This window comes from Mycobacterium sp. NGS67 (assembly GCF_059812185.1).
This window is the reverse complement of record NZ_JCALCF010000006.1, coordinates 75,339-97,599: the sequence shown is the minus strand read 5'-3', so window position 1 is coordinate 97,599 and position 22,261 is coordinate 75,339. Positions and strand designations below refer to the sequence as shown.

The following is a 22,261-nucleotide window of genomic DNA, read 5'->3' as shown; positions in this document are numbered from 1 at the left end:
GGTTAATCGGCGGCAATGACCGCCGACGGCGGATACGACGCCGGGATCGGATTGAGATTCGGCACGATCGGCGTGCCCGGCGGCGGCGGCAGCACGCGACTGAGCGTGAACCGTGCCCCGTCCGCCAATTCTTCAGGCGTGCACATGAACTCGGTGGTGGTCCGCAACCGCCAGCGGTCCTGAGTCAGGCAGGCGCGCTTGCCGTCCCGGCTGACCGCCAACGCCAACGCGAGCGCGTCCGCCCACGATTCGTCGGTGCGTGTCTCCAGTAGGACCGGTCGGCCGTGGGCGTGGGCGTCGATGTAGCTCAGGGCGGCGGGCACCCCGGCCAGATCGTCGTGGTCCCTGCGCAATCCGGGGGTGTTCAGGGCCAGCACCAGGCCCACCGCTACGACACCGACCGGCAGTCGTCGTATCCAGGAGTGACGCCGCGCGGTAGTCAGCACCACCAGTGCCGACGATCCGAGCATCAGCAACGTCAGCGGCAGCGCGTAGGAGAAGATCCCGATGTAGGACGCGAAGAGCTGATCCACCCCGTACCAGCAGTACAACCCGAACAGCACGGTGGCCGCGGCGGTCACCCGCAACAGGTGCCGGGAGAACTGGTGGGGATCGTCACTGTCGAGGCGCGCCAAAGCGCGGACCAGGAAGAGATTCCCGACGAACAACACGATCAAGAACAGCGTGCCCAGCGCGGGATTGGGACCCCAGAACTGCACGAGGAACTTGGCCGCGTCCAGCGGCGGGTTCGGCGCGCGATGCCCGTACTCGATGTACTTCGGGATCTCCCCGGGCCAATTCAGCACGATCGGCAGCAAGAAGATCCCCAGCACGCCCGCGGCAATGAAAACCTCACGCCGGTGGGTGGACAAATTGCGCCCCTGCGGGATCAGCGCGACCACCGCGAGCAGCGGAACCAGCACCAGGAACTCCGCGTGCCCGTGCACCAGCAGGCCGCCGGCCAGCACCATGATCCACAGATGACGCAGCCGCCCGGCCGACACGGAGGCGGCCGCGAACAGCAGCAACACGAACGGCGCGAAGCAGGCATGCGGGATCCAGGTCGAGCAGACCAGTTGCTTGTGCTCAGCCAGGAAGATCAGCGCGACGCCGGCCGCGGCGAGCACGCCCCACGACGAGCCCAGCCAGGTGTACAGAATCGTCAGCGCCAGTCCCAGCAACGCCGCGTTGAGCGCCATGACCGCGACGACCTGGCCGTTGTAAGCCGCCGGGACCACGTGCAGCACGTCGTGCAGCAGCCATTCGCCGGCGGCCTGCAGGTAGAAGTACGCCGGTCCCGGATGGTGAAAACCGACCCTCGAGTAGTGGCCGGTCAACAGGGAGAAGTGCTTGGCCTGAATGGTGAGCATCGAGTTCGACGCGGGATCCCCGGCCTCGTAGATGGCCCGGGTGAACAGGTCCGAGTTGCGTAACAACAGCAGAATCAGCAAACCGCCGCCGCAAGCGGCGAAGATCGCTCGGGCGGACGGTGCGTTGGTACGGGTCGACGGGTCGGCCATGCAGCCCCGATCGTAAGCAGCCGAGCCGATTGCAGTGAAATCGTGGCGGGGCGATAAGTTGGCGGGGTGACAGGAGCAGCCACCGAACTCGCATCCGAGCCCGCGGCTAACGGGGGCAAACCCCCTTTCGTGTCCCGATCGGTGCTGGTCACCGGCGGAAACCGGGGGATCGGGCTGGCCATCGCGCAGCGACTGGCCGCCGATGGACACAAGGTCGCCGTCACGCACCGCGGATCGGGGGTGCCCGAGGGCTTGTTCGGGGTCGTCTGTGACGTCACCGACACCGACGCCGTCGACCGCGCCTTCAAAGAGGTCGAGGAGCATCAGGGTGCGGTCGAGGTGCTGGTATCCAACGCCGGGATCTCCGCGGACGCCTTCCTGATCCGGATGACCGAGGAGCGGTTCCAGAAGGTCATCGACGCGAACCTCACCGGGGCGTTCCGGGTGACCCAGCGCGCCTCGCGCAGCATGCAGAAGAAGCGGTTCGGCCGGATCATCTACGTGGGCTCGGTCTCGGGCAGCTGGGGGATCGGCAACCAGGCCAACTACGCCGCCTCCAAGGCCGGTCTGATCGGCATGGCCCGCTCGATCTCGCGGGAACTGTCCAAGGCCGGGGTGACGGCGAACGTGGTCGCACCCGGTTACATCGACACCGAGATGACCCGGGCGCTGGACGAGCGGATCCAGGCCGGCGCGCTGGACTTCATTCCGGCGAAACGGGTCGGCACCGCCGAGGAAGTCGCCGGGGTGGTCAGCTTCCTCGCCTCCGAGGATGCGAGTTACATCGCCGGCGCGGTCATTCCTGTCGACGGCGGCATGGGTATGGGGCACTGAGGGTCAGAGGGAAAAGGACAAACATGACAGGACTGCTCGAAGGCAAACGAATCCTGGTCAGCGGGATCATCACCGACGCGTCGATCGCGTTCCACATCGCCCGGGTCGCCCAGGAGCAGGGCGCGCAACTGGTGCTGACGGGATTCGACCGACTCCGGCTGATTCAGCGCATCGCGGACCGGTTGCCGGAGAAGGCGCCGTTGATCGAACTCGACGTCCAGAACGAAAAGCACCTGGACACCCTCGCCGACCGGGTCGTCGAGGTGATCGGCGAGGGCAACAAACTCGACGGCGTGGTGCACTCGATCGGCTTCATGCCGCAGTCCGGCATGGGGATCAACCCGTTCTTCGACGCACCTTATGAGGACGTCTCCAAAGGCATCCACATCTCGGCGTACTCGTATGCCTCGCTGGCCAAAGCGGTGCTGCCGATCATGAACCAGGGCGGCTCGATTGTCGGGATGGACTTCGACCCGAGCCGGGCCATGCCGGCATACAACTGGATGACGGTCGCCAAGAGTGCCCTGGAATCGGTGAACCGGTTCGTGGCGCGCGAGGCCGGCAAGCACGGCGTGCGGTCGAATCTGGTTGCGGCCGGCCCGATCCGGACGCTGGCGATGGCCGCGATCGTCGGCGGCGCGCTGGGCGAAGAGGCAGGTGCCCAGATCCAGTTGCTCGAAGACGGTTGGGATCAGCGCGCTCCGGTCGGCTGGAACATGAAAGACCCGACGCCGGTCGCCAAGACGGTGTGCGCGCTGCTGTCCGATTGGCTGCCGGCCACCACGGGTGACATCATCTTCGCCGACGGCGGCGCTCATACCCAATTGCTCTAGGACACAATGAACTTCGACGCCGTCCTGCTGCTGTCTTTCGGTGGGCCGGAAGCGCCCGAACAGGTTCGCCCATTTCTGGAGAACGTCACCCGCGGACGTAACGTGCCGCCGGAGCGGCTCGATGACGTCGCCGAGCACTACTACCATTTCGGCGGTGTGTCCCCGATCAACGGCATCAACCGCGCGTTGATCGCCGAATTGGAAACCGTGCAGCCGCTGCCCGTTTACTTCGGCAACCGCAACTGGCAGCCGTACGTCGAAGACACAGTAAAACTCATGCGAGACAACGGCGTTCGTCGGGCGGCGGTGTTCACCACGTCGGCGTGGAGTGGCTACTCCAGCTGCACGCAGTATGTCGAGGACATCGCGCGGGCGCGGGAGGCGGCCGGTCCGCAGGCGCCCGAGTTGGTCAAGCTGAGAACGTACTTCGACCATCCGCTGTTCGTGGAGATGTTCGCCGACGCCGTCGTCGCCGCCGCCGACACCGTGCCACCGGATGCCCGGCTGATCTTCACCGCGCATTCCATCCCGATCGCCGCCGACCAGCGGTGCGGGCCGAATCTCTACAGCCGCCAAATCGGATATGCCGCAAGGCTTGTAGCGGCGGCAGCGGGCTTCAGGGATTACGACGTAGTGTGGCAGTCCCGGTCGGGCCCGCCGCAGGTTCCGTGGCTCGAGCCCGACGTCGCCGATCACCTCGCTGCGCTGTCCGCTTCCGGTGTCAAGTCCGTAATCGTGTGTCCCATCGGCTTCGTCGCGGACCACATCGAAGTGGTGTGGGATCTCGACCACGAACTACGCCTGGAGGCCGACGCTCTCGGTGTCACGTTCGCCCGCGCCGCCACGCCCAACGCAGACCGCCGATTCGCCCGGCTGGCAGCGGATTTGATCGACGAACTACGCGATGGCCGCGAACCCGCGCGCGTCACCGGCGCCGACCCGGTCCCGGGATGCCTGGGCAGTCGAGACGGCCAGCCGTGCCGGCCACCGCACTGCGCGGCGACCTAGCCGCTCAAGCGCGAGGCCTGGGCTTTGGGCGTGAGCCCTGGGTTTTGAGTGTGAAGCCTGGGTTTTGAGTGTGAAGCCTAGGTCTTGCGCGTGAAGCCTGGGTGGGATTGCGCCCGGTTTCCCGCCCTGAGCTCACAACGAAAGCCGTTGATTCACACTCAAAGCCAAGGATTCACCGTGCAGACGTAAAGCACCCATACGTTGCCCACGGGCGACTTCGCGGACGCCGCTCAGTCCGTCCAGGCGGACTGCAGAATCGCGGTGACCGCGGCCATCCGTGCCGAGCGGACCACGGCGCTCAGCGGCCGCAGCGCATCGTTGGCGATCTGCCCCTCCGAAGACGATTGCGTCCCCGTCATTTCCGGTGCGGCAGTCCCGCGATCAGGCAGACGGCTCAGTCCGGCGCTGACCGCGATGATCGCATCGACGTGTGCCGCGTTCTCCAGCACCCGCAGCGCGCGGGTCGGCGCATGATCCGGGATCCGGTGCTGCCGTGCAGATTCCAGCATCTGCTCGACGAGTCCGCGCGGATTGTCAACGCCGCTGGCCGATTCCAGGCCCATGGAGCTCAGCGCGTCGGCGGCCGAGCGCACCGCTGACCGCAGCGTGTATTCGGCGTCTCCCAGTTCGTGATGGTCGAACACCGGCGCGCCCGGCAACGAGTAGACCATCCAGGTCAGCGCGCACAGTTCGGGCTCTTCGGCCTCGTCGTCGTCGCTGTAGGAATATTCGGGGACGAGTCCGATCGCGGTGCCGGGGTCGTCGGCCTTCGTGACGATCACCGCCTCGCCGGCGGCCAGCGCGTCGCGCTCGAACTGGGTCCCCGCTGTCAGCCCCCGGACGTCGCCGGGCACCGGCAGCACCACGTTGATCGTTCCCCGGCCCTCGCGGCCGACCGCACCCCGCAACGTCTGCAGCAACGAAACCGTCCCGGCGTCGTCCACGTCCGGCCACGGCAGACCGGTGTGGCCCGCGGCGACGGCGTCGTATGCGGCAACGGATTGCCTTGGCGCCCAGAGTGATAACGCATCAAGAACGTCGTCGGGCGCGGCCTTGCCTGCGAGCCAGGCGTTGGCCCACATCGACAGCGAAACACTCGGGCACCACATGGTCTCGCAGTGTAATGGCTCGCCGCCTTGGACGCGGTTTGTCACCGATCGCGCGTATTCTGTGCCCATGCCCGTCGCGCTGATCTGGCTCATCGGGGCCTTGGTGCTCATCGGGGCGGAGGCCTTGACGGGCGACATGTTCCTGCTGATGCTCGGCGGCGGCGCGCTGGCCGCCTCCGGTGCCAGTTGGTTGACGGACTGGCCAATCTGGGTCGACGGTGTGGTGTTTCTGATCGTCTCGGTACTGCTGCTGACACTGGTTCGGCCGCCGCTGCGTCGCCGACTGACCCCGCACACCGGGTTGAAGATCGGCGTCAAGGCCCTGGAGGGCAAGAGCGCACTGGTGCTCGACCGGGTGGCCAGCGATGCCGGTCAGGTCAAATTGGACGGTCAGGTGTGGACGGCCCGCCCGCTCAACGACGGCGACGTCTATGAGCCCGGCCAGTCGGTCACCGTCGTGCACATCGACGGCGCCACCGCCGTGGTGTTCAAAAACGCATAGCGCTTCGAGAGAGGAGTCCCGGTGGACGGTGCGGTAGCCGGTTTGGTTCTGCTGGTCGTTCTGGTGGTCTTCGCCATCATCGTGGTGGCCAAGTCCGTGGCGTTGATACCGCAGGCCGAAGCCGCGGTGATCGAGCGGCTGGGCCGGTACAGCCGCACAGTCAGTGGGCAGCTGACCCTCCTGGTTCCGTTCATCGACCGCATCCGCGCCCGGGTGGACCTGCGGGAGCGGGTGGTGTCGTTCCCGCCGCAGCCGGTGATCACCGAGGACAACCTGACGCTGAACATCGACACGGTCGTCTACTTCCAGGTCACCGTTCCGCAGGCGGCGGTCTACGAGATCAGCAACTACATCGTCGGCGTCGAGCAGTTGACCACCACCACGCTGCGCAACGTGGTCGGCGGCATGACCCTGGAGCAGACGTTGACCTCGCGCGATCAGATCAACGCGCAGCTGCGCGGCGTGCTCGACGAGGCGACCGGCCGCTGGGGCCTGCGGGTGGCGCGGGTCGAGCTGCGCAGCATCGATCCGCCGCCGTCGATCCAGGCGTCGATGGAAAAGCAGATGAAAGCCGATCGGGAGAAGCGCGCGATGATCCTGACCGCCGAGGGCACCCGGCAGGCGGCCATCATGCAGGCCGAAGGTCAGAAGACCTCGCAGATCCTGGCCGCCGAGGGCGCCAAGCAGGCCGCGATCCTGAGCGCCGAAGCCGACCGGCAGTCCCGGGTGCTGCGCGCCCAGGGCGAGCGGGCAGCCGCGTACCTGCGGGCGCAGGGTGAGGCCAAGGCCATCGAGAAGACGTTCGCCGCGATCAAGGCCGGCCGGCCGACCCCGGAGATGCTGGCCTACCAGTACCTGCAGACGCTGCCGCAGATGGCGCGCGGCGACGCCAACAAGGTGTGGGTGGTGCCCAGCGACTTCAACGCGGCATTACAGGGCTTCACCAGACTGCTCGGCAAACCCGGTGAGGACGGCGTATTCCGCTTCGAGCCGTCCCCGGTGGACGACGCGCCCAAGCACTCCGCGGATGACGACGACGCCGAGGTCGCGGACTGGTTCGCCACCGAGAACGGTCCGGCGATCGCATCGACCCCGACGACGGAGGTTTTGTCTCGCAACCCGCTGACCGGGCCGCCGGAACTGCGCCAATAGGATTGCGTGATGAGCACTTTGACGTCTCCGAAAACCTACGCCGGGCTGGCCGCGTTCCATGCCGTCGATGCGGTGTTGTGTGCGGTTCAGGTGCCGCCCATCAAGAAGGCGTTGGACACCGTCGAATGCCCGGAAAGCATCCGCCCGGTGTTGCCGGTGGTGAAGGTCGCGGCCGCGGTCGGGCTGGCGTCGGTGAACCGGTTTCCGGGCTTGGCCAGGCTGACGACAGCTCTGTTGACGCTGTACTTCATCTTGGCGGTCGGCGCACATATCCGGGTACGTGACAAGGTGGTCAACACACTGCCGGCGGCGACGTTTCTGACGGTGTTCGCCGCGATGACGGTGAAGGGGCCGGACACCTCGCGCTTCGCGTAATACCCCTCGCTCGGCTGGCGTCGGGCGGCGGCTCGGCTCGTATCGGCGGGAGTTTGGTCTCGCGTCGCGAGGGTGCGCAGATGTACACCGACACGCCGGTGCGGCCGGCATTTTGCGCACCCTCGCGACGGCCCACTACCGCGGCGGAGTCGGCGAAGCGCTGGGCCCTGCCGAGGGCGACGGCGACTGACCCTGCCCAGGCGCCTGCTGCGCACCCGGCGAGCCCGGCGCACCGGGTCCACCCGGCCCCATCGGAGGAGGTCCGCCGGGGAACGGCGGCGGCGGCATCATGCCGTGCGGGCCGTGTGCTCCGGGTCCGCCAGGTCCCGGGAAGCCGAAGTGCGATGCCGCCGGAGGCGGCCCGTGGCCCGGTGGCGGCGGGGGAGGACCGAAGAAAGTGATCGCCAGCACGGCCGCGCCCGCGGTGAATACCGAACCGATCAGGCCGCCGAGTACCCCGGCGCCCAGGACCGCTCGGCCGGGATAGCGCCGTTTCTCAGCTACGACCGGCGCAGGCACGACAGGCGTCTGGTCGGATGTGTCGTCGGAGGTCATGTGACTCCTCGCGTCGTTGGATTGTTGCCGAGCGCGACGGTAGGAGTCGAACTTGAAACGAAGCTGAAGAAGTCAGCGCGGCCCGGGTAGCGGCGGTACCGGCACGATGCTCGGCGCCGGAGCGGACGGGACGGTCGGCACGGCGCTGGAGCTCGGCGGCGGGGGAGACGGCAAGCTCACCGTCGGTGTCGAAGACAGCTGCGGGTAGGGAGGCGGCGGCAGTTCGACGCGAACCGTGAAGACCAGACCGGTCACGGCGAACGCGGCCGCAGCGCCGAGCACCGCACCCGCGAGTCCCGCGCCGACCACCGCCGCGGTGGAGTGCCGTCCGACAGCGGTCTTGTTGGAGGCGTCCGAGACCATTTCGCTTCCCCTCTGATCGGTTCGTGCGCGCTGAGCGTAACCCGCTCCCGGTGCGGCGAGAGCCGACTGAACAGCAACGCGTGAACAATGGAGGCCATGACTCGCGCGGATCGCACCGGCAGAGTGACCGACCAATTCAGCGTCGGCACACCGCGGGTACTCGTGGTCGAGGACTCCGAAACGATTCGGGAGATGGTCGGCGAGGCGCTCGCCGACGTCGGCTATCACACCGACACCCGTTGCGACGGAAACGGATTGGAAGAGGTGCTGGAAGGTCTGCGACCGGACCTCGTGGTGCTCGACGTGATGTTGCCCGGCCGCGACGGCTTCGAGCTCATCGATGTGGTCCGCGAATGGGGCGACATCGGGATCGTGTTGATCACCGCCCGCGACGGGTTGACGGACCGGTTGCGCGGGCTCGACGGGGGTGCCGACGACTACGTCGTCAAACCGTTCGAGCTCGCCGAACTCGTGTCGCGGGTAGGTGCGGTGTTACGACGCCGGGGACGGCTGCCCAAGGTGGTGCAGTTGGGCGACGTGATCCTCGACGACGATGCGGGCGTGGCGGCACGCAACGGCCACCCGCTGGACCTGACCGCCACCGAGCTGAGGCTGTTGGGATTCCTGATGGAACAGCGGGGCCGGATCGTCAGCGCGAACCAGATCCTCAATGCGGTATGGGGCTACGACGCCTATGACCCGAATCTGGTGCAGGTGCATGTCAGCGGGTTGCGTCGCAAGCTCGAGGCGCACGGACCCCGGATACTGCACACCGTGCGCGGCATCGGCTACCGGTTGCAGCCCCAGCAGCGCTCGTGACGGACGCGGTCACTGCCACCCCGTCCCTGCAGCGACGGGTGATCCTGCTGGTCGTGGCATTGCTGGCGGTGCTGTTGGTGGTGCTGGGGGTGACGGTCGACGTCAGCCTGGGCATCCAGGCCCGGCGCAACCTGCACGACCGACTGCTGGCCGCCACATCGCGCGCCGACGCGCTGGTCGCCGCGCACACCTCCCCGGAACTGCTGGCCGCGCAACTCAACAGCGGCAGCGTGCGGGCATTGGTGGTGATGGCCGACGGCGTCACCTACGGCGATCCCGGGATCAGCGCCGACACCAAAGCCGGCTCCACGGTCCCGCCCCCCTTTCCGCCGCCTCCGGGCCGCCGACCCGGGCCGATGCCGTCGGGTGTGCCGCCCAGGCCGCCGCCCCCGCCGCCGGGTCCGCTGCCGGACGCGACGGCGACCGTGGTGGTGCACCCGCTGCCCGACGGCGCCCGGCTCATCCTGGTCGCCGACACCACCCAGACCACGCAGGTGACCCGGCAGCTGCGGCAGCTGATGATCGGTGCTGGTGTGGCGACGTTGCTGTTGGCCGCGCTGCTGCTGGTCGCGGTCAGCCGCACGGCATTGCGGCCATTGGACCGGCTGACCGCGCTGGCCAAGGACATCACCACCGGTGACCGCGGCAAGCGACTCCGACCATCCCGAACCGACACCGAATTAGGGCGCGCCGCAACCGCTTTCGACACGATGCTGGATGCGCTGGAGGATTCGGAGTCGCGTGCTCAACAGGCGGCCGACGCCGCGCAACGCGCCGAAGCCGCCACCCGGCAGTTCCTGGTCGACGCCGCACACGAGCTGCGCACCCCGATCGCGGGCATCCAAGCGGCCGCCGAGCAGCTTGCCGCCCATGAGGTCGACCCGGAGTCGAGCGCGCAGCACCGCCGGGCCGGCCTCCTGCAATCCGATGCCCGACGAGCCGGGCGCCTGGTCGCCGACATGTTGGATCTGAGCCGCATCGACGCCGGATTGTCGCTGGACGTCGGAGACACCGACCTCGCCGCCATCGTGGACGCCGAAGTGCAGCGCGCCGCCATGCTGGCCCCGCAGCTCTCGATCGTCCGCACGGGTCTACCGGAATTGATGGCGGTGGCCGACCCCACCCGGGTGGCGCAGATTCTGTCCAACCTGCTCGACAACGCCCGCCGGCACACACCGGATGGCGGCTCGATCACCGTAGAACTCGGCGGCGACCCTGCGACGGCCGTCGTCACCGTCACCGACACCGGCCCGGGCATCCCCGACGACGAGCGCTTCCGCATCTTCGAGCGCCTGGTCCGGCTGGACGCCGATCGTGCCCGCGATCACGGCGGTGCCGGACTGGGACTCTCGATCGCGCGTGCGCTGGCTCGGGCGCACGGGGGCGACCTGGTTTGTGTGCGGCACGACGGGGGTGCGCAGTTCCGGCTGAGTTTGTCGAGGGGTGAATGGTGACGTGCGCGTTGCGCGCGTCCAGGTGGTGCGACCCGTCTTCCGCGAGCGACGGCTTTACGGATGGCACGGTATCTGGAGCAGCGGGCAGGGCGATAACTTCAAACGGGATCGAGCCGAGGTCCCTGCTGCCACTTCACGCGAAACCACTCGGCCGCCTTCGTCAGGGTGAGATCGGGACGCGTCTCGTCGGTGTCGAATACCTCCTGTGCCACGGCCTGTACGAAGGTCTCGGCTTCAATGTCAGCGACTTTGGGCAGGGGAAACCCGTTGACCTTCAAGAAGACGACCGCAGCAAACCAGCCGGTGCGCTTGTTGCCGTCGGAGAAATACTGCGGCCCAGCGATGCCGTGGACGTAGGCTGCGGCTTTCGTCCAGATGTCAGGAAAAAGCTCGACTCCGAAATACTCGGAACTCGGACGGTGCGCTGCTGACTCCAAGCCGGGCAGATCGAGCGCGGTGCCGCCACTCTGATCAGCATTTATTTCGATGATTTGGCTCAGCGTCAGGTAGACGAAATCGGTCACTTCAGGCGTTCAGAGAGCCCAGCCCACCTGGTCTTTTCCTCCTCGTACGCAGCGCGAAAAACGTCATCAGCCACCTTGGTGGTTGGAGGGGTCTTGATTTCCTCGCCCGCCTCTTTGGGGGTGGAGTTGCTTCGTGTTCCCGCCATAACGGTCAGGATACGGCCAAACCGCAGATGCCGTAACTCATGATGTGGGTAGGCGTTCTCAATACGACATCACCCCGTCACCACGCTCAGTCCCCACCTATCAAGCCACGGCTGCACCAGCTCAGCCACCGAAAACGTTGCGGCAGTTGAGCAACTCGGGTTCGGGTCGTCGGGACGCCCGCCCCGGATGTGGATGCCGACGGCTACCGCACCCTCCTTGCGAATGAGGTAGACCGGGCCGCCCGAGTCTCCGCATTGGCTGGCCGCCAGGAACACCACCTTGCTCTCGGTGACGTCGGTGATCTGCCCGCATTCCACCCGGGCCGTCTTCATGCCGAATTTGCACAACTGCTGGCCGATCTGGAGTTCCCCGGCGACCCCGCTGACCGGCATCGACGCGCGTATCGCCGATGTCTGCGGAACCACGTCCGCATCGAGCATGATCAGCCCGATGTCGTGGGCCTCGCCGCGGGTTCCTTCGCTGACGGTCTGATCGAACGTGCCCACGGTGACGTAGGACTCGGCTGCGGAGTTGATGCTCACCTTGCTCGCCTCGCCGGGCTTGTTGCAGTGACCGGCGGTGAGCACCCCGGTCCGGCCGTCCCCGGTGCGCACCAAAAACCCTGCCGTACATGCCATTCCGCCGCTGCCGTCGGTATAGCTGACCGCGATCGCGGTGCCCGGACCGATCGTGCTGGCCGGCGGCAACGGGAACGGGATCACGATGGGAGGCTGGCCGGGCTGCAGGAAAGCTCTGTTCGGGACGGGCAGGAACATCGCGAACACGAACGACGCGGCACTGAGCAGCGCGAAGAACGAGAGCCGCCAACTGTAGGTGCGACCGAGACCACGTGCGGCCAACGGCCAGGCTGCCACCATCAGACACACCAACGCCCCGACGCCGAACATGACCGAGCGCACCAGGGACGCCTGCGACATGACGTCGATCTTTCAGGGAACGGTGGATGCGCTCAAACCGAGCGCGCAGGCTCCGGCTCGACCGTCTGGTGCGGCTTCGCGTGCTCCCGCCGGTATTTGCGGACCTCGTAGACCAGCCCGCCCAGCCCCAGTGCGCCCGTGCACACCGATACCGCAATCAGCAGCGGGTTGCCGTCCCCGACGACGGCGTTGCCCAGGATCACCACGGCGGCGGTACCGGGCAGCAACCCGACAACAGTGGCCCATGTGTAGGGCATCACCCGCACGGCCGAGGCGCCGGCGGCGTAGTTGATCGCGGCGAACGGCACGGCCGGAATGAAGCGCAACGACAGAATCGCCGGCCAGCCTCGTTCGCCGAGTCGCTCGTCCAGCCGCATGATCGCGCGCCGGTGCTCAAGCCGGGACAACCGCCACCCGGTCCCGCGGACCACCAGCAATGCCAGCACCGCGCTGGCGGTGCTGGCCGTCACCGCGATGGCTATCCCGATCACCGGCCCGAACAACAGTCCCGCCGCAATCGTGAACGCGGTGCGGGGGAAGGGCGGCACCGTCACCAGGGTGTGCACCAGCCAGAACGCCAGCGGGAACCAGGGACCCAGTGATTGCGCCCAATCGCGCATTTCGATCGCGGTGGGCAGCGGGACCCACACAGCTACCGCCACCAGGACTGTGATTCCCAACACGGTGGCCACCAGCCGCGGCAGCGACGTGCCGCGCACCGCGGCGCGCACGGCGGCTGCAAACCCGCGCACCGTATCGGTGCTTTTGCAGATGGCGGGAGCTGTCACGGGTCCCAAGGGTACGGGGTGCAGGTGAATACCGAGTTTCCCTCGGCTGGCGTTTCGCGTCACAGTCTGGCGCCGATAATCGCATCTCGATTCCTGATTTGCGGACCCGATCAACTAGCCTGATTTGCGAGTTGCATCCCTCAAGCAAACTCGATGGTGCTGGGAAAACAGGAGCAATCGGTGTCCATTGACGTACCCGAGCTGGCGGACCTAGAACAGGTTCGCGGGCGTTGGCGCCACGCCGTCGCCGGTGTGCTGTCCAAGAGCACCCGTAGCGACCCGGCCGAGCTGGGTGACGAACCCGAGCATCGGCTGGACACGCCGACCTACGACGGTTTCGCGATCAGGCCGCTCTACACCGCGTTCGACGAGCTGCCGGAGCCGCCGCTGCCCGGCCAATGGCCGTTCCTACGTGGCGCCGACCCGCTGCGCGACGTCAAGTCCGGTTGGAAGGTGGCAGAGGCGTTCCCGCTGCCCGGCCTCGCCGTCGACGAGGCGAACTCGGCTCTGCTCGCCGCGCTCGGGGAAGGGGTCAGCGCGCTGCTGATCCGGGTGGGGGAGTCGGGGGTAGCTCCCGCCCAACTCGGAGCCCTCCTCGACGGGGTGCACTTGAGCATGGCGCCGGTGATTCTGGATGCGGGCGCTGACTTCGTCGCGGCCGCCGACGCGATGCTGTCGCTGGTGGACGCGGTCGCCGAAGACCAGCGCGCCACCGTGTCGGTCGATTTGGGAGCCGACCCGCTGACCGCGTCGCTGAGCGACCGCAACGCCGCGCCGCTCGACGACGTGTGCGCCGTTGCCGGCCGCGCCGCTGGCAAACACGGGGTGCGGGCCATCACCGTCGACGGACCGGCATTCCACAATTTGGGTGCCACCGCTGCGTGGGAACTTGCCGGCACGATCGCCGCGGCGGTGGCCTACCTGCGGGCGCTCACCGAAGCTGGGCTGTCAGTTCCGGATGCGTTGCGCCAGATCAGTTTCCGGCTCGCCGCCGACGACGACCAGTTCATGACGCTGGCAAAGGTGCGCGCGGTGCGGCAGCTGTGGGCGCGCGTTGCCGAGGTGGCAGGTGACCCGGACGGCGGCGCCGCGGTGGTACACGCCGAGACGTCGTTGCCGATGATGACCCAGCGTGACCCGTGGGTGAACATGCTGCGCTGCACCCTGGCGGCCTTCGGGGCAGGCGTCGGTGGCGCCGACACGGTGCTGGTCTACGCGTTCGACGTGGCCATCCCCGGCGGCTGGCCCGGCACGGCAACCAGTTTCGCGCGGCGCATCGCCCGCAACACCCAGTTGCTGCTGCTCGAAGAGTCCCACGTGGGGCGGGTGCTCGACCCGGCCGGCGGGTCGTGGTTCGTCGAGGACCTCACCAAACAGCTGGCCGAGCAGGCGTGGGCGCACTTTCAGTCCATCGAATCCGAAGGCGGGTTCGTCGACGCCCAGGATTACCTGAAGGATCAGTTGAACGAGCTGGCCGCTAAACGAGCCGACGACGTCGCGCACCGACGGGTCGCGATCACCGGTGTCAACGAATTCCCCAACCTCGGTGAAGCGCCGCTCCCGCAGGGTGATTCGTTGGGCCGGGCCGGCCACGTCGTGCGTTACGCCGCTGAATTCGAGGCGCTGCGCGACCGTTCGGATGCCTACTTCGCCGAACACGAGATCCGGCCGCAAGTGCTGCTGCTGCCGCTGGGACCGTTGGCCGAGCACAACATCCGCACCACGTTCGCGACCAACCTGCTGGCCTCGGGCGGCATCGACGTGGTCAATCCGGGAACGGTCGACGCCGCCGGGGTCGGCAAAGCCGTAGAGGCGTCCGGGTCGCTCGGTGTCGCGGTGATCTGCGGCACCGACAAGCGCTACGCCGAGGAGGTGTCCGACGTCGTCAAGGCGGCACGTGATGCGGGGATCGAGCGGGTGTACCTGGCCGGGCCGGAAAAGGCCGTCGGGGAGAGCGAGCATCGGCTCGACGAGTTCCTGACCATGAAAATCAATGCGGTACAAGCGCTTTCGGATCTGCTCAACCGGTTGGGAGCCTGACGTGACTGCCACAGTCCCCACAATCGGCAACTTCGCCGAGATCCCCCTCAACGGCGATCGGACCGTGCCCAAGCCCACCCCGGAGGCGGTCGAGACGTACGTCGAGGCGGCCGCGAAAGCCCACTGGTACACCCCCGACCAGTTGCAATGGCAGACGCCGGAAGGCATCGACGTCAAGCCCGTCTACATCGCCGAAGACCGGCGCGATGCCGGAGAAGCGGGTTATCCGCTCAACAGCTTTCCCGGCGAGCCGCCGTTCGTGCGCGGCCCCTACCCGACGATGTATGTCAACCAGCCGTGGACGATCCGCCAGTACGCGGGCTTCTCCACCGCCGCGGAATCCAACGCGTTCTACCGCCGCAACCTGGCCGCCGGCCAGAAGGGGCTGTCGGTGGCCTTCGACCTGGCCACCCACCGCGGCTACGACTCCGACCACCCGCGCGTGCAGGGTGACGTCGGAATGGCCGGTGTGGCAATCGATTCCATCTTGGACATGCGGCAGTTGTTCGACGGCATCGACCTGTCGGCGGTGTCGGTGTCGATGACGATGAACGGTGCGGTGCTACCGATCCTGGCGCTGTATGTCGTTGCGGCCGAGGAGCAGGGGGTGCCGCCGGAGAAGCTGGCCGGCACCATCCAGAACGACATCCTCAAAGAGTTCATGGTGCGCAACACCTACATCTATCCGCCCAAGCCGTCCATGCGGATCATCTCCGACATCTTCGCCTACACCAGCGCCAAGATGCCGAAGTTCAACTCCATCTCGATCTCCGGCTATCACATCCAAGAGGCCGGCGCCACAGCGGATTTGGAGCTGGCGTACACGCTGGCCGACGGGGTGGAGTACATCAAGGCAGGCTTGGACGCCGGCTTGGACATCGACAAGTTCGCCCCGCGGCTGTCCTTCTTCTGGGGCATCGGGATGAACTTCTTCATGGAGGTCGCCAAGCTGCGGGCGGGGCGGCTGCTGTGGAGCGAGCTGGTCGCCAAGTTCGACCCGAAGAACGCCAAATCGCTGTCGCTGCGCACTCATTCGCAGACCTCGGGGTGGTCGCTGACCGCTCAGGACGTGTTCAACAACGTCGCCCGCACCTGCATCGAGGCCATGGCCGCGACCCAGGGCCACACCCAGTCGCTGCACACCAACGCCCTCGACGAGGCACTGGCGCTGCCCACCGACTTCTCGGCCCGCATCGCACGCAACACCCAGCTGGTGCTACAGCAGGAGTCCGGCACCACCAGGCCCATCGACCCGTGGGCGGGCTCGTATTACGTGGAGTGGCTGACCCATCAGCTCGCCCAGCAGGCCCGCGCTCACATCGAAGAGGTCGCCGAACACGGTGGCATGGCCCAGGCGATCAGCGAAGGCATCCCGAAGCTGCGCATCGAGGAAGCCGCCGCCCGCACCCAGGCCCGCATCGACTCCGGCCAGCAGCCGGTGATCGGGGTGAACAAGTACCAGGTGGTCGAGGACCAAGAGATCGAAGTGCTCAAGGTCGAGAACAGCCGGGTGCGCGCCGAACAACTCGCGAAACTGCAAGAGCTGCGGGCGAATCGGGACTCCGATGCCGTCGAGGCCGCACTGGCCGAGCTGACCCGGGCGGCCGGCGCGCAGGGTCCGGCCGGTGAGGACGGACTCGGCAACAACCTGATGGCGCTGGCGATCAACGCGGCCCGGGCCAAGGCCACCGTGGGGGAGATCTCCGATGCGCTGGAGCAGGTCTACGGTCGGCACCAGGCCGAGATCCGCACCATCGCAGGCGTTTACCGTGATGAAATCCAGGGAGGCGACAACATCACCCCGCTTTCCAAAGCCACTGACCTAGTGGAGAAGTTCGCCGAGGCCGACGGCCGCCGGCCCAGGATCCTGATTGCCAAGATGGGCCAGGACGGCCACGACCGCGGCCAGAAGGTGATTGCGACCGCGTTCGCCGACATCGGTTTCGACGTCGACGTCGGGTCGCTGTTCTCCACCCCCGAGGAGGTGGCCCGCCAGGCCGCCGACAACGACGTGCACGTCGTCGGGGTGTCGTCGCTGGCGGCCGGCCACCTGACCCTGGTGCCGGCGTTGCGCGACGCGCTGGCCGAGGTCGGCCGGCCCGACATCATGGTCGTGGTCGGCGGCGTCATACCCCCCGGCGACTTCGACGAGCTGTACGAGGCGGGGGCGGCCGCGATCTTCCCGCCGGGGACGGTGATTGCCGACGCGGCAATCGGCTTGCTGGGCAAGCTCGCCGAGCGCCTGGGGTACGAGCTGGGCTGAGGATAGATTCCGGTGAGATACACGCCCGTCGCTGACAAGCGCGGTCGGGTCTATGCCCTATTGGCGGTCGGCCTGGGTCTGTGGACCCTCGTTTGCCTGTACTTCGTGGTGGCCGTGTACTCGACGGCGATCTATTCGTTGTCGTATTACGGCGTCAACTACCGGTTCGGGTTCGTGCGCCGCGGACTCGCCGGCCAACTGATCGAGTTCTTTCCCCGCGACGACTATTTCACCGCCGCTTACGCGGTGATGTGGGCACCCGCGGTGATATGGGCGGTTGCCGTCGGTGGGCTTGTTTGGGTGATTCTTTTCAGCGGAACCCGGTCGGAGCGTCGGGTAATGCTTGCGCTGCTTGTCCCGATTTTGCCGTTCTCCCTTGCCTTTTACCTGTTTTCGCCGCGTCCGGAATTGTGGGGAATGGCCGCGTTGGTGGCGTTGGCGATTTTCCTCAGGTCATCCCGAAATGTCCGGTCGACGTCGGTCGCTTGTGCACTGTACGGGCTCGCACTCGCGGTGCTGGCCTTGATGCACGAGGCGATTCCCATCGTCTTCGCGCTCGGGGCTGTGCTGGCAATCCTGGTGCTGGTCAAGGATGTAACGCCGCTTCGGCAGTGGAGCTACGCGGGTCTGGCGGTGGGACCTGGTTTCATCGCGACGCTGCTGGTCGCAGCGCTGGGACGACGAAACATCGCACCGCAGTTGTGTGCTCAACTTCCGCACCGGATGATCGACGACCCCTTTGCGATCTCGGCCTCGCCGGAGAAGACAGCGAATTTCATCCTCGGTCACGAGGAGAGCAAGTCCGACTACCACGATTTCGTCTGCAACGTGATCAAGCAGGTCGATCTCGATTTCGTTGACGCCGTTCGCAGTACGACGCAACTCGGCGCCGCCTCACTCGTCGCGTCCTTCCTACTCGGATTGGTGATCTTCGTCGCCGTCATCGGGGTGCTCCGATTCTTCTCGGGCGTGCCGTTGAAGGTGTTCTTCGGTGAGCTGTCCGGCAAGACAGCGCTGCCCGTTCTGGCGCTCGCAGCGTTTGTTCCGTTGTTCATGACGGGTTGTGACTGGACGCGCTGGTGGGTGTTGATCACGTTCGACGTCGTCGTTGTGTACCTCCTGTACGCGATTGACCGGCCAGAGCTCGAACAACCGCCGTCGACAAGAACGTTCCGGATATTCGTCGCGGCCGTCGTTCTGCTTGCCATACCGATTGGCCATACCGCCCACGTCGGAGGTCCGGCGCTCGGGGTGCCCAACGCTGCGGGCGCACACACCGTCGGCGCGAGACCCTAGATGGCATCGCGATCCAACGAGACCGTCGAGGCGCTCGCCGACGCCGTCCGCGGCGGTGACCGCGCGGCTCTGCCCCGGGCCATCACGCTGTTGGAGTCCACCCGCAAGGATCATCGGGAACGGGCCCAGCAGCTACTCCTGCAGTTGTTGCCCGACTCGGGCAACGCTCACCGGGTCGGCATCACCGGAGTGCCCGGCGTCGGCAAGTCGACCAGCATCGAAGCCCTCGGCATGCACGTGATCGACCGCGGCCACAAGGTCGCGGTGCTGGCGGTCGACCCGTCCTCGACGCGTACCGGCGGTTCGATTCTGGGGGACAAGACCCGGATGGCACACCTGGCGGTGCACCCCGACGCCTACATCCGGCCGTCTCCGACCTCGGGGACCTTGGGCGGCGTGGCAAAGGCGACCCGGGAAACGGTCGTGCTGCTGGAGGCCGCGGGTTTCGACGTGATCCTGATCGAGACCGTGGGCGTCGGCCAGTCCGAGGTGGCGGTCGCCAACATGGTCGACACGTTCGTGTTGCTGACCCTGGCGCGGACCGGGGATCAGTTGCAGGGCATCAAGAAAGGCGTGCTGGAGCTGGCCGACATCGTGGTGGTCAACAAGGCCGACGGTGCGCACCTCAAGGACGCCAAGATGGCCGCCCGCGAACTCTCCGGGGCGATCAGGTTGATCTATCCGCGTGAAACGCTTTGGCGGCCACCGGTTCTCACCATGAGCGCACTCGAGGCGACCGGATTGGCCGAGCTGTGGGAGACCGTCGAAAAGCACCGCGCGGTACTTACCGAAGCCGGGAGGTTCGAGGAGCGCCGCCGTGACCAGCAGGTCGACTGGACCTGGCAGATGGTCCGTGACGCCGTGCTGGACCGGGTGTTGTCCAACCCCGACGTGCGCAAGATCCGCCGCGACGTCGAACGTCGGGTTCGCGAGGGTGAGCTGACTCCCGCGTTAGCCGCCCAGCAAATACTTGGGATAGCGACGAGTTAACGGATCGGTAAATATGTCGGGGTTTGCCCGCAAGCAGTTAGACGGGTGAAGTAAATTCGGATTCGTGACGGTAGACATCGGAGTCAATCGCCGCGCTGTTCCTGCCCACGATGCCCCTGACGCAGGGCATGGTGTGTTCGGCGCCGCGGACTCCCACTTCGGCTGCGTTGTTCGTGCGTTTTCCACCATGTGGCCCGGTCACCGCTTCGGCGGCGGCGCGCTGGCCGTCTATCTCGACGGGCAACCCGTCGTCGATGTCTGGAAGGGCTGGGCCGACCGGGACGGCGACGTGCCGTGGTCGGCCGACACCGCTCCCATGGTCTTCTCGGCAACCAAGGGCATGGCCGCCACGGTCATCCACCGCCTGGCCGATCGCGGCCTGATCGACTACGACGCACCCGTCGCCGAGTACTGGCACGCCTTCGGCGCCAACGGCAAAGCCGACATGACGGTCCGCGACGTCATGAAGCACACCGCCGGCCTGTCGGGTCTGCGCGGGGCCACGCAGGCGAACATCTTCGACCACGTCGAGATGGAGGAGCGGCTGGCAGCGGCGTCGCCGGGACGCCTGCTGGGTCAACCCGCCTATCACGCGCTGACGTTCGGCTGGCTGATGTCGGGGCTGGCCCGCGCGGTCACCGGCAAGGACATGCGGGTGCTGTTCCGCGAGGAACTCGCCAAGCCGCTGGGCACCGACGGGTTCCACCTCGGCCGGCCGCCAGCTGATTCGCCGACCCGCGCCGCCGAGATCATCATGCCGCAGGACATCGCCGGCACCCCGATCGTCAACTACGCGATCCAGAAGATCGCCAATAGCTTCTCCGGCGGTTACCGCTCCATGTACTTTCCGGGTGTCATCGCCTCGGTGTCGGGGAACATGGCGATGCTGGACGCCGAGATCCCCGCTGCCAACGGCGTGGTGACCGCGCGGGCGCTGGCGCGGATGTACGGTGCGATCGCCAACGGCGGCGAGGTCGACGGCACCCGGTTCCTGTCGCGGCGTCTGGTCGCCGGGTTGACCGGGGAGCGGATCAGGCAACGCGACCGCAACATCTTCGTGCCGATGGCCTTCCACCTCGGCTACCACGCGCTGCCCATCGGGAACGTGATGCCGGGGTTCGGCCACGTGGGTCTCGGCGGCTCAGTCGGATGGGCCGACCCGGAGACGGGACTGGCGATCGCCGTTGTGCACAACCGGCTGCTTACGCCGCTGGTGCTGACCGATCACGCCGCCTTCGTCGGTCTGTACGCGCTGATCCGTCAGGGCGCGGCGAAGGCGCGCAAGCGCGGCTACCGGCCGGTGCACGGACTGGGGGCGCCGTACTCGGAGCCGGGGGCGGTCGCGGGGTAGCCCTCCCTACGAATCTTCCAGTCGGAAGCCGACTTTCATGGTGACCTGGTAGTGCGCAACGTTGCCGTCTACCAGGTGACCACGAACCGACTGCACTTCAAACCAGTCCAGGTTCCGCATGGTCTCCGATGCCCGAGCCAGGCCGCTTTTGATTGCGGCGTCAACTCCGTCGGGTGGGTGCCGACAATTCCTGACGCGGTAGGTGTGATTGGTCATCGCGTCCCTTCGCTGCGCTGGTACCGCGACTCTATATGTGCGGAACGGTCAACGGAGGCCCTCGAAAGCGGCGATTTGCTGTTGGGTCAATTCCAGTGCATCGGCGCCCTCATGCACCCGACGTTCCCAATCGATGGTCCAGGCGATCGCCTCGCGGAAGTCCAGGCGGTTGCGCCAACCAAGTTCGCGTTGCGCCTTGGTGGCGTCGAGGGCGAGCAGGTTCGCCTCGTGGGGATGGTCGCCGGGTTGCTTCTGCCAGTCGGCACCGCCACCCCAGAGGTCGGCAGCCAACGTGGCGACTTCTCCGACTTCGACGAAGCTGTCCCGGCCCGGTCCGATATTCCACTGTCCCAGCCCCGATCCGGCCAGCAACGCGTCGACAATTGTCAGATAACCGTTGAGGCAGTCGAGTACATGCTGCCAGGGCCGCACCGCATGGGGAAACCGCAGCAATGGTGCTCGGCCTGACGAGTAGGCGCGCACCAGGTCGGGCATCAGGCGCTCAGGGCTGACGTCGCCGCCGCCGATCACGTTCCCGCCTCGGGCGATCGCGGTGGGACAGCCGGGGTAGCTGCGGATCCAGGATTGGGTAAGCAGGTCGGCCATCGCCTTGGAGGCGCTGTAGGGGTCATCGCCGCCAAGGGAGTCGGTCTCGACGTAGCCGGCTTCCTGGTCGACGTTGCGATACACCTTGTCGGTGGTGATCACTAGCTGAGCCCGAACCGATGGACATGTGTTGACCGCCTCTAACACGTTGAGTGTGCCCATGGCGTTGGTCTCATAGGTGTAGCGCGGTTCCCGGTATGACTCACGGACCTGCGACTGGGCGGCCATATGGATCACGACGTCGGGGGCGGTGTCCTGGATCGCTGCCTTCGTTGCCTCGGCGTCGCGGATGTCGACGCGATGGTCGGTCGCCAGCAGTTCAGTGAGGAGGACCCGCTCGAAAAGGCTGCCTTCGGGGGGAGCTAGCGCCAAGCCCGCTGATTGATGACCGCGACTTTGCAGGAGCAAGCTTAGCCACGGGCCTTTGAAGCCGGTGTGGCCGGTGATTAGGTAGCGCATGGTCTAAGCAGGTGCCCGAGACTCCTGGTTTGCGGACGTGACGGATTGAGCCCCCGCGTTCCGCCTAACAACTTCGAACCCAGAGATGTAGGTCCCCCTCGAGGTAGTGAGTGACCTAC

Annotated in this window: 21 protein-coding genes and 1 pseudogene; 13 read left to right on the top strand and 9 right to left on the bottom strand. The window is 66.8% G+C overall.

Annotation, left to right across the window (positions count from 1 at the left end):
- Window positions 1–2: 2 nt before the first annotated feature.
- Window positions 3–1,520 (bottom strand): hypothetical protein, encoded by a 1,518-nt coding sequence (locus AC5Y4D_RS07230; RefSeq protein ID WP_500036860.1) that lies wholly within the window; start codon window positions 1,518–1,520, stop codon window positions 3–5.
- 66 nt (window positions 1,521–1,586) lie between these two features.
- On the opposite strand from AC5Y4D_RS07230, the gene fabG1 reads away from it, so the two are divergent.
- The 3 genes from fabG1 to AC5Y4D_RS07215 are packed head-to-tail and all read left to right on the top strand — an operon-like array spanning window position 1,587 to window position 4,195.
- Entirely contained in the window at window positions 1,587–2,354 is a 768-nt protein-coding gene (gene fabG1, locus AC5Y4D_RS07225; RefSeq protein WP_499989810.1) for a 3-oxoacyl-ACP reductase FabG1, read from the top strand.
- A gap of 23 nt (window positions 2,355–2,377) precedes the next feature.
- Complete coding sequence (gene inhA, locus AC5Y4D_RS07220; protein WP_499944567.1) at window positions 2,378–3,187, top strand: NADH-dependent enoyl-ACP reductase InhA; 810 nt, start codon at window positions 2,378–2,380, stop codon at window positions 3,185–3,187.
- 6 nt (window positions 3,188–3,193) lie between these two features.
- Entirely contained in the window at window positions 3,194–4,195 is a 1,002-nt protein-coding gene (locus tag AC5Y4D_RS07215; protein ID WP_499989811.1) for a ferrochelatase, read from the top strand.
- 230 nt (window positions 4,196–4,425) lie between these two features.
- Here the strand turns inward: AC5Y4D_RS07215 and AC5Y4D_RS07210 are convergent, their stop codons facing one another.
- On the bottom strand, window positions 4,426–5,304 hold the full coding sequence (locus AC5Y4D_RS07210) for an Rv1486c family protein (RefSeq protein ID WP_499944569.1): 879 nt from the start codon (window positions 5,302–5,304) through the stop codon (window positions 4,426–4,428).
- Window positions 5,305–5,371: 67 nt separating this feature from the next.
- Here AC5Y4D_RS07210 and AC5Y4D_RS07205 point away from each other — a divergent pair, with 67 nt between their 5' ends.
- The 3 genes from AC5Y4D_RS07205 to AC5Y4D_RS07195 are packed head-to-tail and all read left to right on the top strand — an operon-like array spanning window position 5,372 to window position 7,333.
- Window positions 5,372–5,806 carry an NfeD family protein gene (locus AC5Y4D_RS07205; RefSeq protein WP_499944570.1) on the top strand — a complete coding sequence of 145 codons (435 nt, stop codon included), beginning with the start codon at window positions 5,372–5,374 and terminating at the stop codon, window positions 5,804–5,806.
- Window positions 5,807–5,827: 21 nt separating this feature from the next.
- Window positions 5,828–6,958 carry an SPFH domain-containing protein gene (locus AC5Y4D_RS07200; protein ID WP_499944571.1) on the top strand — a complete coding sequence of 377 codons (1,131 nt, stop codon included), beginning with the start codon at window positions 5,828–5,830 and terminating at the stop codon, window positions 6,956–6,958.
- 9 nt (window positions 6,959–6,967) lie between these two features.
- The gene (locus AC5Y4D_RS07195) at window positions 6,968–7,333 is read left to right on the top strand and encodes a DoxX family protein (protein WP_499944572.1); all 366 of its coding nucleotides are present in this window, start codon (window positions 6,968–6,970) and stop codon (window positions 7,331–7,333) included.
- Between the two features lie 135 nt (window positions 7,334–7,468).
- On the opposite strand, the gene AC5Y4D_RS07190 is transcribed toward AC5Y4D_RS07195, so the two are convergent.
- Both AC5Y4D_RS07190 and AC5Y4D_RS07185 read right to left on the bottom strand, forming a co-directional pair.
- Window positions 7,469–7,888, bottom strand: coding sequence for a hypothetical protein (locus tag AC5Y4D_RS07190; RefSeq protein ID WP_499944573.1), 420 nt, complete (start codon window positions 7,886–7,888; stop codon window positions 7,469–7,471).
- A 72-nt stretch (window positions 7,889–7,960) separates the two neighbouring features.
- Entirely contained in the window at window positions 7,961–8,251 is a 291-nt protein-coding gene (locus tag AC5Y4D_RS07185) for a hypothetical protein (protein WP_499944574.1), read from the bottom strand.
- An 87-nt stretch (window positions 8,252–8,338) separates the two neighbouring features.
- Between AC5Y4D_RS07185 and AC5Y4D_RS07180 the strand changes: the two genes are divergently transcribed.
- Window positions 8,339–9,070 carry a response regulator transcription factor gene (locus AC5Y4D_RS07180; protein ID WP_499944575.1) on the top strand — a complete coding sequence of 244 codons (732 nt, stop codon included), beginning with the start codon at window positions 8,339–8,341 and terminating at the stop codon, window positions 9,068–9,070.
- The gene (locus AC5Y4D_RS07175) at window positions 9,067–10,524 is read left to right on the top strand and encodes an ATP-binding protein (protein WP_499944576.1); all 1,458 of its coding nucleotides are present in this window, start codon (window positions 9,067–9,069) and stop codon (window positions 10,522–10,524) included. Before AC5Y4D_RS07180 ends, AC5Y4D_RS07175 begins: the two co-directional genes overlap by 4 nt.
- 98 nt (window positions 10,525–10,622) lie before the next feature.
- Here the strand turns inward: AC5Y4D_RS07175 and AC5Y4D_RS07170 are convergent, their stop codons facing one another.
- From AC5Y4D_RS07170 to AC5Y4D_RS07160, 3 genes are all read right to left on the bottom strand, one after another.
- Entirely contained in the window at window positions 10,623–11,048 is a 426-nt protein-coding gene (locus tag AC5Y4D_RS07170; RefSeq protein WP_499944577.1) for a type II toxin-antitoxin system death-on-curing family toxin, read from the bottom strand.
- A 215-nt stretch (window positions 11,049–11,263) separates the two neighbouring features.
- Window positions 11,264–12,133: a S1 family peptidase gene (locus AC5Y4D_RS07165; protein ID WP_500036859.1), complete on the bottom strand. Its 870-nt coding sequence runs from the start codon at window positions 12,131–12,133 to the stop codon at window positions 11,264–11,266.
- 32 nt (window positions 12,134–12,165) lie between these two features.
- Window positions 12,166–12,921, bottom strand: a complete 756-nt coding sequence (locus tag AC5Y4D_RS07160; RefSeq protein WP_500036858.1) for a TVP38/TMEM64 family protein — start codon at window positions 12,919–12,921, stop codon at window positions 12,166–12,168.
- A gap of 180 nt (window positions 12,922–13,101) precedes the next feature.
- Between AC5Y4D_RS07160 and mutA the strand changes: the two genes are divergently transcribed.
- From mutA to lipL, 5 genes and pseudogenes are all read left to right on the top strand, one after another.
- Complete coding sequence (mutA, locus tag AC5Y4D_RS07155) at window positions 13,102–14,961, top strand: methylmalonyl-CoA mutase small subunit (protein ID WP_500036857.1); 1,860 nt, start codon at window positions 13,102–13,104, stop codon at window positions 14,959–14,961.
- A 1-nt stretch (window position 14,962) separates the two neighbouring features.
- Window positions 14,963–17,224: a methylmalonyl-CoA mutase gene (gene scpA, locus AC5Y4D_RS07150; RefSeq protein ID WP_500036856.1), complete on the top strand. Its 2,262-nt coding sequence runs from the start codon at window positions 14,963–14,965 to the stop codon at window positions 17,222–17,224.
- 12 nt (window positions 17,225–17,236) lie between these two features.
- Window positions 17,237–18,520 carry an Rv1490 family membrane protein gene (locus AC5Y4D_RS07145; protein WP_500036855.1) on the top strand — a complete coding sequence of 428 codons (1,284 nt, stop codon included), beginning with the start codon at window positions 17,237–17,239 and terminating at the stop codon, window positions 18,518–18,520.
- Window positions 18,521–19,521, top strand: a pseudogene (gene meaB, locus AC5Y4D_RS07140) (methylmalonyl Co-A mutase-associated GTPase MeaB).
- A 53-nt stretch (window positions 19,522–19,574) separates the two neighbouring features.
- Entirely contained in the window at window positions 19,575–20,861 is a 1,287-nt protein-coding gene (lipL, locus tag AC5Y4D_RS07135) for an esterase/beta-lactamase LipL (RefSeq protein WP_499944583.1), read from the top strand.
- Between the two features lie 6 nt (window positions 20,862–20,867).
- Here lipL and AC5Y4D_RS07130 read toward each other — a convergent pair whose 3' ends face one another.
- Together AC5Y4D_RS07130 and rfbG are read right to left on the bottom strand one after the other, a co-directional pair.
- Window positions 20,868–21,077 carry a dodecin gene (locus tag AC5Y4D_RS07130; protein WP_500036854.1) on the bottom strand — a complete coding sequence of 70 codons (210 nt, stop codon included), beginning with the start codon at window positions 21,075–21,077 and terminating at the stop codon, window positions 20,868–20,870.
- Window positions 21,078–21,125: 48 nt separating this feature from the next.
- Window positions 21,126–22,142, bottom strand: coding sequence for a CDP-glucose 4,6-dehydratase (gene rfbG, locus AC5Y4D_RS07125; RefSeq protein WP_500036853.1), 1,017 nt, complete (start codon window positions 22,140–22,142; stop codon window positions 21,126–21,128).
- Between the last annotated feature and the right edge of the window lie 119 nt (window positions 22,143–22,261).